This is a genomic window from Dorea phocaeensis (assembly GCF_900240315.1).
In the GTDB taxonomy this organism is placed as follows: domain Bacteria; phylum Bacillota; class Clostridia; order Lachnospirales; family Lachnospiraceae; genus Dorea_B; species Dorea_B phocaeensis.
In genome coordinates, this window is sequence record NZ_OEPZ01000004.1 from 118,841 (window position 1) to 134,345 (window position 15,505).

Genomic DNA, 15,505 nt, shown 5'->3' on the forward strand with positions numbered 1-15,505 from the left:
GGGGACAGTCAAAAGGAGAGCAAAATGCAGATATGCACTAAACAGCCGTTGAAGACGTGCTGCTCAATTGAAAAATAGTTATGGGGGAGTTTGTTATGATGGAGAAAACAGTAACCTTATATACCAGACAAAATGATAAGACACTGCGCCAGCTTGAACGTGACGGCAGAATCATTAATCATCGTGCCTATGTGCAGATGCATTTCGGAGATATTGCGCCTCTTTTTATGGAGAGCTACGACTGGTTTACCAAAGAGGCGTCTAAGATATTGGAAAAACCAGAGGATGTACATGCGCCGATCTGGTGTTCCATAAGCCCGGATAATTGTTTGAAGCCAATCGAAGGAACGGTGGTCTATGTACTGGAAGTTCCGGAAAATAAAGTGATTTATTTTGACGATGTGAAATGGGACTATGTGCTGAATCGGATTTATCTTCCGGATGACGAAGCGGATGCAAAGGCCTATAAGCAGCATTTGAAAGAGCTCGGTGTTTCCAACGGATTTGAGTTTTTTGAAGGAAGATATAAAGGGGTGTACCCGGAGGAAGTGACGCGGATCAAAGAGAGTTGGAAGCGGGCGTTTCGGATTGATCATTGGACCATTTTTAATGTGTGCGGAAATATTTGGGAAATAAAAAAAGAGTGGGTGAAAAGAATCATAAAACCGGGCGAAGAAGTAAGATAGAAGCGGAGAGTTTGCAAGCTTAAGCAAACTCTCCGCTTTTTGATCATATATTTTGGGGTAGCAGATTTCCGGGCAGAAAACGTCTCTTTGGAAGCGGGAAGTCGTCTGTTTTTGGAACCTGTTTTCGCTTGCCGGGAAGTGTAAGACCGGATACCATGTTGGTAAAGTGGGTAAATGGTGAAAGCGAAAATATTGCCGTAAGCAGGATACAGAACCCAAGCAGGAGAATAGAACCTGTAATGGTATCGATTCCGGACAGGATATTAGACGAACCCTTCAGAAAGGAGTAAGTCAATCCATGGAACAGATAGACTGCCATAGTACGGCTTCCGGCAAAGGAACAGCGAAGCCTTTTTTCGGAAATAAGCAGCGCTATTGCAAAGGTCATGGCAAAACCAATGGCATAGCAGAACAGGCGACAGAGGATTCCATCCAAGGCTGTCTGTCCCAGATAAGCATAATTATAGCGTCCGTAGAAAATTTTAGGAGACAGCGCTTTGTGTCCGGGTTCCAAAATCAGGAACAGTACGAAAGAAACGATGAATATACCGGACCACCATTGGTTTTTTCGGGTACGAAACCTCGTAAGTAAGGAACGGTCAAAACGGGTTCCTGCAAGGAAGAACGGAAAGAAAACCAACGTTCTTGGAATACTTAACAGGTTGTCCGGCATGTCGGAACAGCCAACGAGAAGTCCTGCTATGACAGATAAGATCATATATCCCGGAATTCGCCGTATTACTGGAGTTAAGAGGCGCCAAAAAAAGAGCGCCTGAATATACCACAGAGAAAATTTGGGGTACAGAAGATATAATTCTGTAGGTTTTTCAATGATAAAGGTATATAAAGCATAGTATAAAAGTTCGTATACCAGATAGGGGATCAGTAGTTTTTGGATCAATGTTTTGAGCGGAAGATCCCGTTTGGAAAAGTATCCGGATATAAAAATGAACGCCGGCATATGAAAAGATACGATCAGCCACTTGACAGTATATAAAAAATCGTTGTTTCTATAGCTGAGTTCAATAAAATGTCCCATCACCACAAGAGCGATAAGCAATACCTTATAATTATCAAATAAATAATCTCTGGATTGTTGTTTGCCAGATGACATCATATGATTTCCTCCACTGCTGAATTTTTAGCAGAATCTATTTTACCCCGTGCCCATTTATTGGACAAGGAGTAAAATAGATGAAAAATTCATATTTTTGTCATAAATTTGTAACAAATATACCGAAGATGTTATAGATTTTAAGATGGAATCGGAAGAATCGTTTGTGAAAGGGTCTGCATTTCGGATTCTGTCTGGTCAGATAAAAGAAGAGATTCTGTATTCAAAGTAATGGTCATACTAGTTTCAGCTCCATAGGTTGGTGTGGCTGCATATTTCTCCATTGCCTGTACCAGTCCTGCGGATGCTTCTTCAATAGAATAGTAGGTTCCTTGCTCAAATTCATGGAAGGCATCTACAAAGCTGTTGTTAGGAGTTAAGGTAACCTCAACGGTGTAACCGCTGGTAACCTTCTTTGGAATTCCGACGGTGTACTGAGACTGCTTCAGAATATTTTTTAATGCGTTCTGATAACGCTGTGCGTAGTCCGAACTTAAGTCAGAAGGCGGTGTGAATGTGTCAGATTCATACCAGGCGAGCGCTTCTTCTTCGGTACGGTGTGTGTGCAGTGCAAAGTTTGTAACATCGCCTTTAAAAGAAGCATTCAGATAAGAAGTCATGAAGTCCTGGATATCTAATATTTCACAGACGGATTCATAAGGCTTCATATATCCGACCAGTGCTTTTTTCAGGAAAGCATTTAGCTCTTTTTCGGCAAAAGTGTATCCTTTGTCTGTTTTTTTGAGATGAAAGGTAGAAGAAGTCTTTCCCTGGAATACGGGATCCCCTTTTAAAGGAGAGTCCTTGGCTTCTAACAAAGCTTTCATTTCCTGTGTCAAATCAGCAGAACTCATGGAATCAAGATGCTTCTGGCAGGCATCCTTCATGGTTTCGCCGATGCTGATAGGCTGAAAAGAAACCGTGACAACCTGAGTCTTGTCTTCCTGTTTCTTAGGTTTGGAAATCTCAAATTCCATACGGTTAAACGCCTGCTGTAAGAAGCTGACGTAAGTCTTTTTCAGTTCGTCTGGGAACTGAAGTACATAAGATTCGTTGGGCTCTTTGATGCCTTCGTTTAGAAGTGTCTCGAAGGGTTTGGTGTCCTCCCTTTTCAGAGCGTTGATTTTGGTGACAATGGCATCGTCAGCGCCTTCTTTTTCGCAGCCGGTCAAAAGCAGAAGTGCAATGATGCACGGGATCAAAAGCAATCGTTTTTTCTTCATAAGAAATACCCCCTTCATATTCGGATTTAATTAGAATTATTATAGCATTCCCTCCTAAAATAGAAAAGAAAAATCGAGCGCAAATTTCTCGGAATATAGACTGGTAAAACCGATACATTTTATATATAATAGAAGGGCAGTTTGAAATACTTGCTGATGACGAATGAAAAGGAGAGGTATTCATGGAAATGTTAAACATTGAGAAAGAATTACAGGGCAATTCTTATCCTGGGCGAGGCATTATCATAGGAAGAAGTGCAGACGGAACAAAGGCAGTGACCGCTTATTTTATTATGGGAAGAAGTGAGAACAGCCGCAACCGCGTATTTGTAGAAGACGGCGAGGGAATCCGTACGCAGGCTTATGACCCATCCAAGCTGACAGATCCAAGCCTTATTATTTATGCACCGGTTAGGGTACTGGGCAATAAGACAATTGTGACCAACGGAGATCAGACAGATACCATCTATGAGGGAATGGATAAACAGATGACGTTTGAACAGTCCTTAAGATGCAGAGAGTTTGAGCCGGATGCACCGAATTATACACCTAGAATTTCCGGAATTATGCATATTGAAAATGGAAACTATAACTATGCGATGTCCATTTTAAAGAGCAATAATGGAAGTCCAGAAGGGTGTAACCGCTATACATTTGCGTATGAAAATCCGGCGGCAGGGGAAGGCCATTTTATTCATACTTACCAGTGTGACGGCAATCCGCTTCCAAGCTTTGAGGGAGAACCAAAGCTGATTGAGATCCCGGATGATATGGGTGCATTTACAGATATGCTCTGGAATAGTCTGAATGCAGAGAACAAGGTATCCTTGTTTGTTCGCTATATCGATATTGCAACAGAAACCTATGAAACCAAAATCGTGAATAAAAATCAGTAATCAGTAAGGAGACAGATGATGAAAGAGTTAGAATTAAAGTATGGCTGCAATCCAAATCAGAAACCATCCAGAATTTATATGAAAAATGGAGAAGAACTTCCGATTCAGGTTTTAAATGGAAGACCGGGATACATTAACTTTCTGGATGCTTTTAATGGCTGGCAGTTGGTAAAGGAATTGAAACAAGCGACCGGACTTCCGGCGGCGACTTCATTTAAGCATGTGTCACCGGCAGGAGCAGCAGTAGGACTTCCGCTTAGCGATACGCTGGCGAAGATTTACTGGGTGGATGATCTGGGAGAATTGTCTCCGCTTGCATGTGCATATGCAAGAGCAAGAGGAGCAGACCGCATGTCTTCCTTTGGAGATTTTATTTCTTTATCTGATGTGTGTGATGCGGATACGGCGCGACTGATTAAGAGAGAAGTGTCTGATGGTGTGATTGCTCCGGGATATGAGCCGGAAGCTTTGGAGATTCTGAAAGCAAAGAAGAATGGCAATTATAACGTTATTCAGATTGATCCTGATTATGTACCGGAAGCTTTGGAGCATAAAGATGTATTCGGAATTACGTTCGAGCAGGGACGCAACGAACTGAAAATTGATGAAGAGTTCTTTCAAAATATCGTAACGAAGAATCAGGATTTGACAGAACAGGCAAAGATTGATCTGGCTATTTCCATGATTACATTAAAATATACCCAGTCTAACTCCGTATGTTACGTTAAAGACGGACAGGCAATCGGAATTGGGGCAGGACAGCAGTCTAGAATCCACTGTACCCGGTTGGCGGGAACGAAGGCTGATAACTGGTGGCTGAGACAGTCTCCTCAGGTGATGAATCTTCCATTTGTGGACTCCATCCGAAGAGCAGATAGAGATAATGCGATCGATTTGTATATCGGAGACGACTATATGGACGTACTTGCAGATGGTGAGTGGCAGAAGATTTTCAAAGAGAAGCCAGAAGTATTCACCAGAGAGGCAAAGAGAGAGTGGCTTGATAAGCTGACGGATGTGGCTCTTGGCTCGGATGCATTTTTCCCATTTGGAGATAATATTGAGCGGGCACATAAGAGCGGTGTGAAATACATTGCACAGCCAGGTGGCTCTGTAAGAGATGACAATGTAATCGAGACGTGCGACAAGTATGGAATGGTGATGTCCTTTACGGGAATCCGTTTGTTCCACCACTAAAAGCACAGAACGGGATCGCTGCCCGTTGTATCGGAACATAGAAATGGACCAGAAGAAAATCGTAGTCTGAAGGTTGAGGAAGCTAGGGTTGCGATTTTTTTGGAATTAGTCAGGGAAACTGGAAAATCAGGGAAGAAGGTATAGTATGAGTAGGAATGTAACCGGAAAAACAAAATTATTCGGGGTGATCGGAACACCGATTGAGCATAGCTGTTCTCCGAAAATGCACAATGCGGCATTTGATGCACTGGGTTTGGACTATGAATATCTGGCTTTTGAGGTGGGACAGGATACGCTTGCGCAGGCGGTGGAAGGCTTGAAGGTGCTGGGCGTGAAAGGATTTAGTGTTACGATGCCAAATAAGCAGGTTGTTGCTCCGTATTTGGATGAATTAAGTAAAGAAGCAAGACTTTGTGGTTCCGTGAATTGTGTTCATAATGAGAATGGAAAGCTCATTGGTTATAATACGGACGGTCATGGTTTTGTGGAAACGCTTCGCAGAAATGGGGTGAAGATCGAAGGAGCGAAGATGACGCTGATCGGAACAGGCGGCGTCAGTGCAGCTGCCTGTACGCAGGCTGCCTTAGATGGAATGAGAGAAATCTCACTGTTCGGAATTAAGGATGCCACCTTTGAAGCAGGATTAAAGCTGGCCGAGAGATTAAATCATGAGACGAACTGCAAGGTTCAGGTATATGAATTGACGGAGGAAAATATTTTAAGAGAACAGACGGCGCAAAGTGATATCCTTGGAAATGCAACGCCAGTCGGCATGGGAAAAATGGAAGGGAAGAGTCCGGTGAATGATCTTGCGGTGTTCCGGCCGGGACTGTCGGTAATCGATGTGATTTATCATCCGGCTAAGACAAAGTTTCTGGAGATGGCAGAAAGCTGTGGATGTAAGATTATGAACGGGAAGCAGATGCTGTTGTATCAGGGGGCGAAAAGTTTTTCCATTTGGACAGGAAAAGAAATGCCGCTTGATGTGGTGGCGCCAATCGTGGCAAAACATCAGTAGTGAGAGCGGAAGTGTTTGCAATGGATCAGTATGATGTAATTATTATCGGCGCAGGTCCGTCTGGGATTTTCTGTGCGTATGAGTTGAAAAAACAAAGACCTGATCTGAGAGTTTTGATGCTTGAAAAAGGACGATCTATCGAAAAGAGACAGTGTCCGAAACGAAAGACAAAGGTATGTGTGGGCTGTCAGCCATGTTCCATTACAACCGGATTTGCAGGAGCGGGAGCATTTTCTGATGGGAAATTATCGCTATCTCCGGATGTAGGAGGGACGCTTCCGGAAATTCTGGGCTATGAGAGGGCAGAGGAATTGATCCGTGAGGCTGATGATATCTATCTGAAATTTGGTGCAGATGAGAAAGTCTATGGAATCGAAGATTACGAGGCGATTGAGAATATTCGGGCCAAGGCGATTCGTGCGAATCTAAAGCTGATCGAGTGTCCGATTCGTCATCTGGGGACGGAAGAAGGTTATAAGATCTATACACGTCTTCAGAATCATCTGCTGGAACAAGGTGTTGAGATCCAGTTTATGACCATGGTGAAGAATATCCTGGTGGAAGACGGCGTGGCAAAAGGTGTTGTGACGGATAAGGGTGAGACATACTACGCATCGGAGATTGTAGCAGGAATCGGACGGGAAGGATCGGAGTGGTTTTCTCATATCTGTAAAGAGCACAATATTGAGACTCGAAACGGTACCGTGGATGTGGGCGTGCGTGTGGAAGTGCGCGATGAGATTATGAAGGAACTTAATGAGAAGCTTTATGAAGCAAAATTAGTGTATTATACGCCGACATTTGACGATAAGGTGCGCGTATTTTGTACGAATCCATCCGGGGAAGTGGCAACCGAATATTATGACGAGCGGCTGGCTGTGGTGAACGGACATGCGTATAAGTCACAGGATATGAAGACGAATAATACGAACTTTGCGCTCTTGGTTTCCAAAAACTTTACGGAGCCTTTCAAGTCTCCGATCGAGTATGGCAAGCATATTGCGCAGCTGGGAAATATGCTCTGTGACGGTAAGATTCTGCTGCAGAGATACGGAGATTTCCGAAGAGGAAGGCGTACCACACAGGAGCGTCTGATGCGAAATAATATTACGCCGACCTTAAAGGATGCGGTACCGGGAGATCTGTCGCTGGTATTTCCGCATCGAATTATGGTGGCGATCGATGAGATGATTCAGGCGCTTGATAAAGTGACGCCGGGAATTGCATCAGATGAGACGCTGCTGTACGGTGTGGAAGTGAAGTTCTATTCCAATAAGGTGGTTGTAAATCAGGAGTTTGAGACGAATATCAAAGGCCTTCGCGCAATGGGCGACGGAGCGTCTATCACCAGAGGCCTTCAGCAGGCATCTGCCAATGGAATTTGTGTGGCAAGATGTATTCTTGAGAAGTAGATCCAGACGGAATACAGAGGAAATATAGAAAATATAGAAGAAATATAGCAGAATTACAGCCGGGGATTTGGTGATTTTTTGAGAAGACCAAGTCCCCGGCTGTAATTTTAGGTTGTAATTTCAGACAAAACCTCGTATAATAGAACACATGTTGAAATCCGATTGTGCAAAAAAATCGGACAAAAAGGCAAATACAAGGAGATTATAATTATGGGTAAATATTTTGGCACGGATGGATTCCGCGGAGAAGCAAATGAAGTATTGACGGTTGAGCATGCGTTTAAGGTTGGAAGATTTCTTGGATGGTATTATGGACAGGATCATAAGGCGAAGGTTGTGATCGGAAAGGATACCAGAAGAAGCAGTTATATGTTTGAGTATGCTCTGGTAGCAGGATTGACGGCATCTGGAGCTAATGCGTACCTTTTGCATGTGACGACGACTCCAAGTGTATCTTACGTGACAAGAACAGAGAATTTTGACTGTGGTATTATGATTTCCGCAAGCCATAATCCGTTTTATGATAATGGAATCAAGATCATCAATGGAAAAGGGCATAAACTGGAAGCCGAAGTGGAAGAAAAGATTGAGGCGTATATTGACGGTGAAATCGGGGAACTTCCGCTTGCTAAGAAAGAGGAGATCGGTCGAACCGTAGACTATGCAGCGGGAAGAAATCGTTACATTGGTTATCTGATTTCTCTGGCAACAAGGTCCTTTGAAGATATGAGAGTAGGTTTGGACTGCTCTAACGGAAGCGCATTCGCCATTGCAAAAAGCGTTTATGATGCATTAGGAGCAAAAACCTATGTGATCAACTGTGAACCGGATGGAACGAATATTAATACGAACTGTGGTTCCACACATATTGAAGTGCTTCAGCAGTATGTGAAGGAGCATCAGCTGGATGTCGGATTTGCATATGACGGTGATGCCGATCGGTGTATTGCAGTGGATGAGAATGGCAATGTGATTGACGGAGATTTGATTCTGTATGTCTGTGGAAAATATCTGAAGGAGAATGGACGGCTTAACGGCGACACGATTGTAACGACGATTATGTCCAATCTGGGACTTTACAAAGCATGCGACAAAGCAGGTCTTAAGTATGAAAAGACGGCAGTTGGAGATAAGTATGTATATGAAAATATGGTACAAAATGATTATTCTCTTGGCGGAGAGCAGTCCGGCCATATTATTTTCAGCAAACATGCGACGACAGGAGACGGAATCCTGACATCTCTGATGGTGATGGAAGTTATTTTGGAGAAGAAGATGAGTCTTGGAAAGCTGGCAGAGGAGGTTAAGATTTATCCACAGCTTCTAAAGAACGTACGCGTGGCTGATAAAAAAGAAGCGAGGGAGAATCCAGCAGTTGTAAAAGCGGTGGAAGCTGTTGCCGAAGCTCTTGGCGACGATGGACGTATTCTGGTAAGAGAAAGTGGAACGGAGCCGGTGATTCGTGTGATGGTTGAGGCGGCAACGGATGAACTTTGTGAGAAATATGTAAATCAGGTGGTTGATGTTATCAAAGCCGAAGGTCTGATGATTGAATAATGAACGTATTCCGGGCACAGTGTTTTCACTGTGCCTGTTGTATTATAAGCCTCTTTATTTTGCATGAGTTTTTTAAAATTGACACATACTATAGAATCATGTGGAAAAGGAAGGAGAACTTATGTATAAGTATTTGCCGATTACAGATATTTACGCAAGAGAAATTCTTGATTCTCGCGGGAATCCTACGATAGAAGCTGAGGTGTTGGCAGGAGATGAGTTTCTCGGACGCGCAGGAGTTCCGTCCGGGGCTTCTACCGGGAAATTTGAAGCGGTGGAACTTCGGGACGGCGGAAAGCGATATGGTGGTCTGGGGGTACGTCGCGCAGTGGATCATGTCAATGCCAGGATTGCACATGCATTGGTGGGAATGAATGTGTTCGATCAGAAGGCGATCGATGAAACGCTACAGAAGTTGGATGGAACCAATAATAAATCAAATCTTGGTGCAAATGCAACGCTGGGAGTTTCCATGGCTGCGGCAAAAGCTGCGGCAGCTGCGCTTCGGACGCCACTTTATTCTTACTTGGGCGGCATTCATGTGGGAAAGATGCCGGTTCCGATGATGAATATCTTAAATGGCGGCCGCCATGCCGACAACACATTGGATATTCAGGAATTTATGATTATGCCGATCGGAGCCTGCTGCTATCAGGAAGGTCTTCGGATGTGTGTAGAGATTTACCATATTTTAAGGGGACTTTTAAAAGAGCAGGGATACGGCACGGCCGTAGGAGATGAAGGCGGTTTTGCACCGGATTTAAGTGGTGCAAAGGAAGCGCTTCGTTTTCTGGTAAAAGCTGTGGAGACGGCAGGGTACCAGCCGGGAAAAGAGGTAGGCCTGGCGCTTGATGTGGCGGCAAGTGAGTTGTATGATCTGCAGTCTGGTAAATATGTATTTGAAGGAGAAGGAAAGCGGTCAGGAAATTTGGTAGCCCGTACTGCAGCGGAGATGGCCGATTATTACGAAGAGCTGGCGAACGAATTTCCGCTTTTATCCATCGAAGATCCACTGGATGAAGAAGACTGGGAAGGATGGAAGATGCTGACGGCACGACTGGGAAGCCGGTTGCAGTTGGTGGGGGACGATCTGTTTGTGACCAATACAAGGCGCCTGAAAAAAGGAATTGAGTGGAAGGCGGCCAATGCAATTTTAATTAAAGTCAATCAGATTGGTACTTTGACAGAGGCAATTGAAGCCATAGAAATGGCGAAAAGAGCAGGGTATCAGACCATCATTTCTCACCGGTCAGGAGAGACAGCGGATTCGATGATTGCGGATCTTGCCGTGGCATTTCGTACTGGACAGATCAAAACCGGAGCGCCGTGTCGGGCGGAACGAGTGGAAAAGTATAATCAGCTGCTGCGGATTGAAGAACGGCTTTAAATAGAGCTTAAAAAGCTTTCAAGAGAGCAGGGGAGAAGTTGGAGAGAACGGGAAATTACTACTTGCGAATCCATCCGGCTTGTGGTACACTAAGTATGGTTTATCCGCAGGAGGTGTAGAAAGTGGAAATTTTAAAAACGGTATTAATGATTATATTTGCAATAGACTGTATCGCATTGACGGCAATCGTATTGCTGCAGGAAGGAAAATCAGCAGGATTAGGAACCATTAGTGGTATGGCTGACACATATTGGGGACAGAATAAAGGACGTTCTATGGAAGGCGCTTTGGTGAAGTCCACAAAGTTCCTGGCAATACTGTTTATTGTACTGGCAGCAGTGTTGAATTTAAAAGTATTTGCATAAGATGAGTATATTTTATGAGAATGGCGGGACACTCCTGTATGGGAGTGTCTCTTTCTATTATCTTTAGGAGGTGCAGAAGATGGACAAGACATTTGAGAAGAGAAAAAAAGTGATTTATGATCTGATCTGTGATGATTTGTATACACCCATGAAATTTAAGGAACTTGCAATGCTTCTGCAGGTTCCAAAAGAGAGAAGAGATGAGCTTCGCCAGATCTTGGAGGCATTAGAGTCGGAAGGGAAAATCTATCTTTCCAAGCGTGGGAAGTACTGTCGGGGAGAAGCAAAGCGGCTGACAGGGATTTTCCGTGCAAGCTTAAAAGGTTTTGGGTTCGTCGTGATAGAAGGCGAAGAACAGGACATCTATATTGCAGAGGAAGACACCAATACAGCAATGGATCAGGATGAAGTGGAAGTTGTAATTACAAGAGAGCCGGATGGACGCAGCAGAGAAGGTAAGATTGTGCGGATTGTGAATCGGGCGCTCACGAAAGTAGTGGGACTTTACCAGGTTCGGAAAGGAAAATCTTACGGGTTCGTGATTCCGGATAATCAGCGGTTAAGCAGTGATATCTTTGTGCCTGTCGAGTATTCCAAAGGGGCGGTAGATGGTCATAAAGTGGTGGTAGAATTAACATCCTACGGGGATGATAGAAGAAGCCCGGAGGGGAAAGTAGTGGAGATTATTGGTCATATCAATGATCCCGGAATCGATATTCTCTCCATTGTAAAAGGGTATGATCTGCCGCTGGAGTTTCCGGAGAAGGTTTTAAATCAGGCAGAGCGCGTCGCAAAACCGGTATCAGAAGCTGATAGACAAGGAAGACAGGATCTTAGAGATTGGCAGATGGTTACCATTGATGGGGAGGATGCCAAGGATTTGGACGATGCAGTTTCTATTGCAAGAGAAGGAGACTGTTATATACTGGGCGTTCATATTGCCGATGTCACCAATTATGTACAGGAAAACAGCGCGTTGGATCGGGAAGCATTCAAGCGAGGAACCAGTGTGTATCTGGTGGATCGGGTTATTCCTATGCTTCCGCATACGCTGTCCAATGGAATTTGTTCTCTGAATCAGGGAGAGGATCGTCTGGCGCTTAGTTGTATTATGAAGATTGATGAGAAAGGGCGGGTGGTGGACCATGAGATTGCCGAGACGGTGATCCGGGTAGATCAGAGAATGTCTTATACCAGTGTGAAGAAGATTCTGGAAGATCATGATCCAAAGGAGACGAAGAAGTATCAGGAACTGGTGCCGATGTTCGAGGAAATGAGCCGACTGTCGAAGATTTTACGGGAGCACCGAAGAATAAGGGGATCCATCGATTTTGATTTTCCGGAGACGAAGATGATTCTGGATGAGAAGGGACGTCCGCTGGAGCTTCAACCCTATGAACGCAATGTGGCAACACGGATGATTGAAGATTTTATGCTGCTTGCAAATGAGACGGTGGCGGAGGATTATTACTGGCAGGAACTGCCGTTTGTCTACCGTACCCATGAGGCTCCGGACGAAGAAAAAATCCGTACGCTGGCGACATTTATCAATAACTTTGGCTATTCTATGCATGTGGGAGCGAATGAGGTGCGTCCGAAAGAGATCCAGAAACTCCTTGCAAAAGTAGAAGGAAGCCCACAGGAAGCGATGATCAGTAGACTGGCGCTTCGGTCTATGAAGCAGGCAAAGTATACGCCGGAGAACAGCGGACACTTTGGGCTTGCAGCGGCGTATTATACGCATTTTACTTCCCCAATTAGAAGATATCCGGATCTTCAGATTCATCGAATTATTAAAGATAATATTCGGGGAAGGATGCAGGAAGAAAAGATTGTGCACTATGATAAGATTCTGCCGGAGGTGACGAAGCACGCAAGCGAGATGGAGAGGCGCGCAGAAGAGGCAGAAAGAGAGACGGTGAAGCTGAAAAAAGTAGAATATATGCAGCAGCATTTAGGCGAGATCTTCGAGGGGGTTATCTCTAGCATTACCAAGTGGGGGATGTATGTAGAGCTGCCCAATACGGTAGAGGGACTGGTGCATGTGGCAAATATGCGGGATGATCATTATGAGTATGATGAAAATCGATATGAACTGATAGGAGCACATACGAATAAAGTATATAAGCTGGGGCAAAGAATTTGGATACAGGTAACTGGCGCAGATCGGCTGCTTCGCACGATTGATTTTGAGATTGCAGAGGAAGGGGAAGAGGAAGATGGCAAAGAGTAATGGGAAAATGATAGCAAATAATAAGAAAGCGTACCATGATTATTTTATTCTTGATACCTATGAGACGGGCATTGCCCTTAGCGGGACAGAGGTAAAATCTCTTCGTATGGGGAAATGCAGTATCAAGGAGTCCTTTATCCGTGTAGAGAATGGAGAAGTGTACATTTATGGAATGCATATCAGCCCATACGAAAAAGGAAATATTTTCAACAAAGACCCTCTGCGGGTCAGAAAACTTCTTCTGCATAAGCAGGAGATCAATAAACTGATCGGCAAGACGAAGGAAAAGGGAATGGCAATCGTCCCTTTGAAGGTGTATTTTAAAGGAAGCTTGGTGAAGGTAGAGATTGGTCTCGCAAAAGGAAAGAAGTTATATGATAAGCGCCAGGATATTGCGAAGAAGGATCAGAAACGAGAGGCGCAGAGGGACTTTAAAGTAAGAAACTTAAGTGTATAAGCGATGGAAGAAGTAAGAATACGGTTGGAATGTTGAAAGGGCTGTGGAAAGGAGATACATATGGTACCTGTAAAAAAAGAGGAATTAAGGAAGTTGGTTACACAGACTACTGTGGAGATTTATGAGGAATTGACGCCTCAGTTGATTCAGCTGATTGATCAGACGAAGCATGATGAATCCCTGACAGAGGCTCAGAAGCAGGATGAGATTTCCCTTCATATGATGGGGTATGTGAAATCCTGTACTAATGAGATTATCATAGAGGTTTTGGCAGAAATACTGGGGCTTGAAGATTAGAAAGCTCGGTCAAAAGACATAGAAGAAGGACTTCTCATATAGAGAGGTCCTTTTGTGATTTTATGTCTGTATAAGGAAGGGGGAGAATTCTCCCCCGATAGTAGAATGGGAGTCAAATCCCGTTATGGTGAAGATTACTCAATGGTAATCAGCTTTGGCTGTTCTTCCTGTTTTTCAACTTCTTTCGGGAAACAAAGCTTTAAAACTCCGTCTGAGAAAGAGGCCTTGATATCTTCCTGGGTTAAATCATCGCCTACATAGAAGCTTCTGTTGCAAGTGCCGGTATAGCGTTCTTTGTGTACGCAGTTTCCTTTGCTGTCCTTTTCTTCTTTGGTCTCATTCTTGTGAGCAGTGATCGTTAGGTAACCATCCTTTAAGTCTGCTTTGATATCAGCTTTGTTATATCCTGGAAGTTCCATCTCTACCAGGTAGTTTCTATCCTTTTCGTGGATATCCGTCTTCATAATCTGGGAAGATGAACGGTCGTAAGAACGTGTGAAGAACGGGTCGTTGAACATGTCATCAAATAAATTATTAAATCCTCTGTTTGCAAGTAACATAAGTCATTCCTCCTTAAAAAATGTATCTATGTGAATTGTTTTATTTGTTATATATATTATATAACACTTATTGTTAGCAAAGTCAACACGTGAGTGCTAAAAAATAAAAATTTTTTTATGCCGCGGGTCAGGCGGCATTTCCGTGATGGCTTTGATGACAGAGCTGTTCATATTCTTTGAGCTTCTGTCTGGCTTCTGGCGTCAGGTATTTTGGCACCTGAATTTGCACGGTGACGTACTGATCTCCGAGGATAGAAGGATTCTTCATAGAGACGATACCTTTTCCTTTTAGGCGGATCTGGCAGCCGGACTGAATACCCGCATGAATTTTACAGATCACGTCGCCATGGATGGTCTGTACCCTTGCTTCTCCGCCGAAGACTGCGGTAGTGTAGGGGATCTGGAGCGTTGTGTAGAGGTCCGTTCCCTTTCGCTCATAGCCAGATTTGGAGCCCGCGGTTATATGAAGAAGCAGATCGCCATTTTCACCTCCGCCGGTTCCAAGGGAGCCTTTTCCACGAAGCCGGATGGTATTTCCGGTGTCGATTCCGGCAGGGATATGAACCTTCAGTGATTGAGCTTGACCATTATCATCGGTAAGTGTAATGATTTTGTCACCGCCAAATGCAGCTTCTTCAAAGGTTATGTGAAGGTTGGCCTGAATATCAGCCCCCTTTCTGGCGAAGGCTCGACCGTTCTGTTGCCTCTTCTGGTAGAAGAAATTGCCAAAGATGTCTCCGAAGATATCATCCATATTTCCATTTTCAAAATGATATTCGTAGAAACCGTTGTTCCCGGAGCTGTTCGCTTGTTCGGTGGATGAGTTTCCATCGAAGGCAGCGTGACCGAATTGATCGTAGAGCTTCCTTTTTTCGGGATCGCTTAAGATGGAATAGGCCTCGGTTATCTCTTTAAATTTTTGTTCAGCCCTTGTGTTCCCAGCATTGGTATCCGGGTGGTACTGCTTGGCCAACCGTCGATACGCTTTTTTGATAGTTGCATCATCAGCAGTCTTTGAAATTCCAAGTGTATTATAATAATCTTCTTTTTGTGACATAGAGCTCACCTCCTAGCAGTAAATCTTTGTTTTTAAATTGTAATAA

15 protein-coding genes are annotated in these 15,505 nt (G+C 44.0%); 11 read left to right on the top strand and 4 right to left on the bottom strand.

Annotated features, from left to right (window positions below):
* The first annotated feature begins 95 nt into the window (after positions 1-95).
* Positions 96-686 carry a DUF3841 domain-containing protein gene (locus tag C0979_RS09715; protein ID WP_101695789.1) on the top strand — a complete coding sequence of 197 codons (591 nt, stop codon included), beginning with the start codon at positions 96-98 and terminating at the stop codon, positions 684-686.
* Between the two features lie 43 nt (positions 687-729).
* Here the strand turns inward: C0979_RS09715 and C0979_RS09720 are convergent, their stop codons facing one another.
* Together C0979_RS09720 and C0979_RS09725 are read right to left on the bottom strand one after the other, a co-directional pair.
* Positions 730-1,803 (bottom strand): acyltransferase family protein, encoded by a 1,074-nt coding sequence (locus C0979_RS09720; RefSeq protein WP_242962685.1) that lies wholly within the window; start codon positions 1,801-1,803, stop codon positions 730-732.
* Positions 1,804-1,940: 137 nt separating this feature from the next.
* Positions 1,941-3,023 (bottom strand): hypothetical protein, encoded by a 1,083-nt coding sequence (locus tag C0979_RS09725; protein WP_145995114.1) that lies wholly within the window; start codon positions 3,021-3,023, stop codon positions 1,941-1,943.
* A 182-nt stretch (positions 3,024-3,205) separates the two neighbouring features.
* Between C0979_RS09725 and C0979_RS09730 the strand changes: the two genes are divergently transcribed.
* The 10 genes from C0979_RS09730 (at position 3,206) to C0979_RS09775 (ending at position 13,842) form a co-directional block, all read left to right on the top strand.
* Positions 3,206-3,919: an IMP cyclohydrolase gene (locus C0979_RS09730; protein ID WP_101695791.1), complete on the top strand. Its 714-nt coding sequence runs from the start codon at positions 3,206-3,208 to the stop codon at positions 3,917-3,919.
* Between the two features lie 18 nt (positions 3,920-3,937).
* A complete protein-coding gene (locus C0979_RS09735; protein WP_101695792.1) occupies positions 3,938-5,116 on the top strand; it encodes a phosphoribosylaminoimidazolecarboxamide formyltransferase in 1,179 nt (392 codons plus the stop codon).
* 145 nt (positions 5,117-5,261) lie between these two features.
* Positions 5,262-6,134, top strand: a complete 873-nt coding sequence (locus C0979_RS09740; protein WP_101695793.1) for a shikimate dehydrogenase — start codon at positions 5,262-5,264, stop codon at positions 6,132-6,134.
* Between the two features lie 20 nt (positions 6,135-6,154).
* Positions 6,155-7,546, top strand: a complete 1,392-nt coding sequence (locus C0979_RS09745) for an NAD(P)/FAD-dependent oxidoreductase (protein ID WP_101695794.1) — start codon at positions 6,155-6,157, stop codon at positions 7,544-7,546.
* 210 nt (positions 7,547-7,756) lie between these two features.
* On the top strand, positions 7,757-9,103 hold the full coding sequence (gene glmM, locus C0979_RS09750) for a phosphoglucosamine mutase (protein WP_101695795.1): 1,347 nt from the start codon (positions 7,757-7,759) through the stop codon (positions 9,101-9,103).
* Positions 9,104-9,224: 121 nt separating this feature from the next.
* Positions 9,225-10,490, top strand: coding sequence for a phosphopyruvate hydratase (gene eno / locus C0979_RS09755; RefSeq protein ID WP_101695796.1), 1,266 nt, complete (start codon positions 9,225-9,227; stop codon positions 10,488-10,490).
* 122 nt (positions 10,491-10,612) lie between these two features.
* On the top strand, positions 10,613-10,855 hold the full coding sequence (secG, locus tag C0979_RS09760) for a preprotein translocase subunit SecG (protein WP_101695797.1): 243 nt from the start codon (positions 10,613-10,615) through the stop codon (positions 10,853-10,855).
* Between the two features lie 79 nt (positions 10,856-10,934).
* Positions 10,935-13,088: a ribonuclease R gene (rnr, locus tag C0979_RS09765; protein ID WP_101695798.1), complete on the top strand. Its 2,154-nt coding sequence runs from the start codon at positions 10,935-10,937 to the stop codon at positions 13,086-13,088.
* Positions 13,075-13,545: an SsrA-binding protein SmpB gene (gene smpB / locus C0979_RS09770; protein ID WP_101695799.1), complete on the top strand. Its 471-nt coding sequence runs from the start codon at positions 13,075-13,077 to the stop codon at positions 13,543-13,545. The genes rnr and smpB overlap by 14 nt, the downstream gene beginning before the upstream one ends.
* Positions 13,546-13,605: 60 nt before the next feature.
* Positions 13,606-13,842 (top strand): hypothetical protein, encoded by a 237-nt coding sequence (locus C0979_RS09775; RefSeq protein WP_101695800.1) that lies wholly within the window; start codon positions 13,606-13,608, stop codon positions 13,840-13,842.
* Between the two features lie 134 nt (positions 13,843-13,976).
* Here C0979_RS09775 and C0979_RS09780 read toward each other — a convergent pair whose 3' ends face one another.
* Both C0979_RS09780 and C0979_RS09785 read right to left on the bottom strand, forming a co-directional pair.
* The gene (locus C0979_RS09780; RefSeq protein WP_101695801.1) at positions 13,977-14,402 is read right to left on the bottom strand and encodes an Hsp20/alpha crystallin family protein; all 426 of its coding nucleotides are present in this window, start codon (positions 14,400-14,402) and stop codon (positions 13,977-13,979) included.
* Between the two features lie 127 nt (positions 14,403-14,529).
* Complete coding sequence (locus C0979_RS09785; protein ID WP_101695802.1) at positions 14,530-15,459, bottom strand: DnaJ C-terminal domain-containing protein; 930 nt, start codon at positions 15,457-15,459, stop codon at positions 14,530-14,532.
* Positions 15,460-15,505 lie beyond the last annotated feature (46 nt).

What these genes read in the sequence shown, in the direction of transcription:
- C0979_RS09730 (WP_101695791.1), top strand. Translation starts at nt 3,206, where the DNA reads ATGGAAATGTTAAACATTGAGAAAGAATTACAGGGCAATTCTTATCCT.
- C0979_RS09725 (WP_145995114.1), bottom strand. Translation starts at nt 3,023, where the DNA reads ATGAAGAAAAAACGATTGCTTTTGATCCCGTGCATCATTGCACTTCTG.
- C0979_RS09720 (WP_242962685.1), bottom strand. Translation starts at nt 1,803, where the DNA reads ATGATGTCATCTGGCAAACAACAATCCAGAGATTATTTATTTGATAAT.
- C0979_RS09735 (WP_101695792.1), top strand. Translation starts at nt 3,938, where the DNA reads ATGAAAGAGTTAGAATTAAAGTATGGCTGCAATCCAAATCAGAAACCA.
- rnr (WP_101695798.1), top strand. Translation starts at nt 10,935, where the DNA reads ATGGACAAGACATTTGAGAAGAGAAAAAAAGTGATTTATGATCTGATC.
- glmM (WP_101695795.1), top strand. Translation starts at nt 7,757, where the DNA reads ATGGGTAAATATTTTGGCACGGATGGATTCCGCGGAGAAGCAAATGAA.
- C0979_RS09780 (WP_101695801.1), bottom strand. Translation starts at nt 14,402, where the DNA reads ATGTTACTTGCAAACAGAGGATTTAATAATTTATTTGATGACATGTTC.
- C0979_RS09740 (WP_101695793.1), top strand. Translation starts at nt 5,262, where the DNA reads ATGAGTAGGAATGTAACCGGAAAAACAAAATTATTCGGGGTGATCGGA.
- C0979_RS09775 (WP_101695800.1), top strand. Translation starts at nt 13,606, where the DNA reads ATGGTACCTGTAAAAAAAGAGGAATTAAGGAAGTTGGTTACACAGACT.
- C0979_RS09785 (WP_101695802.1), bottom strand. Translation starts at nt 15,459, where the DNA reads ATGTCACAAAAAGAAGATTATTATAATACACTTGGAATTTCAAAGACT.
- C0979_RS09745 (WP_101695794.1), top strand. Translation starts at nt 6,155, where the DNA reads ATGGATCAGTATGATGTAATTATTATCGGCGCAGGTCCGTCTGGGATT.
- C0979_RS09715 (WP_101695789.1), top strand. Translation starts at nt 96, where the DNA reads ATGATGGAGAAAACAGTAACCTTATATACCAGACAAAATGATAAGACA.
- smpB (WP_101695799.1), top strand. Translation starts at nt 13,075, where the DNA reads ATGGCAAAGAGTAATGGGAAAATGATAGCAAATAATAAGAAAGCGTAC.
- eno (WP_101695796.1), top strand. Translation starts at nt 9,225, where the DNA reads ATGTATAAGTATTTGCCGATTACAGATATTTACGCAAGAGAAATTCTT.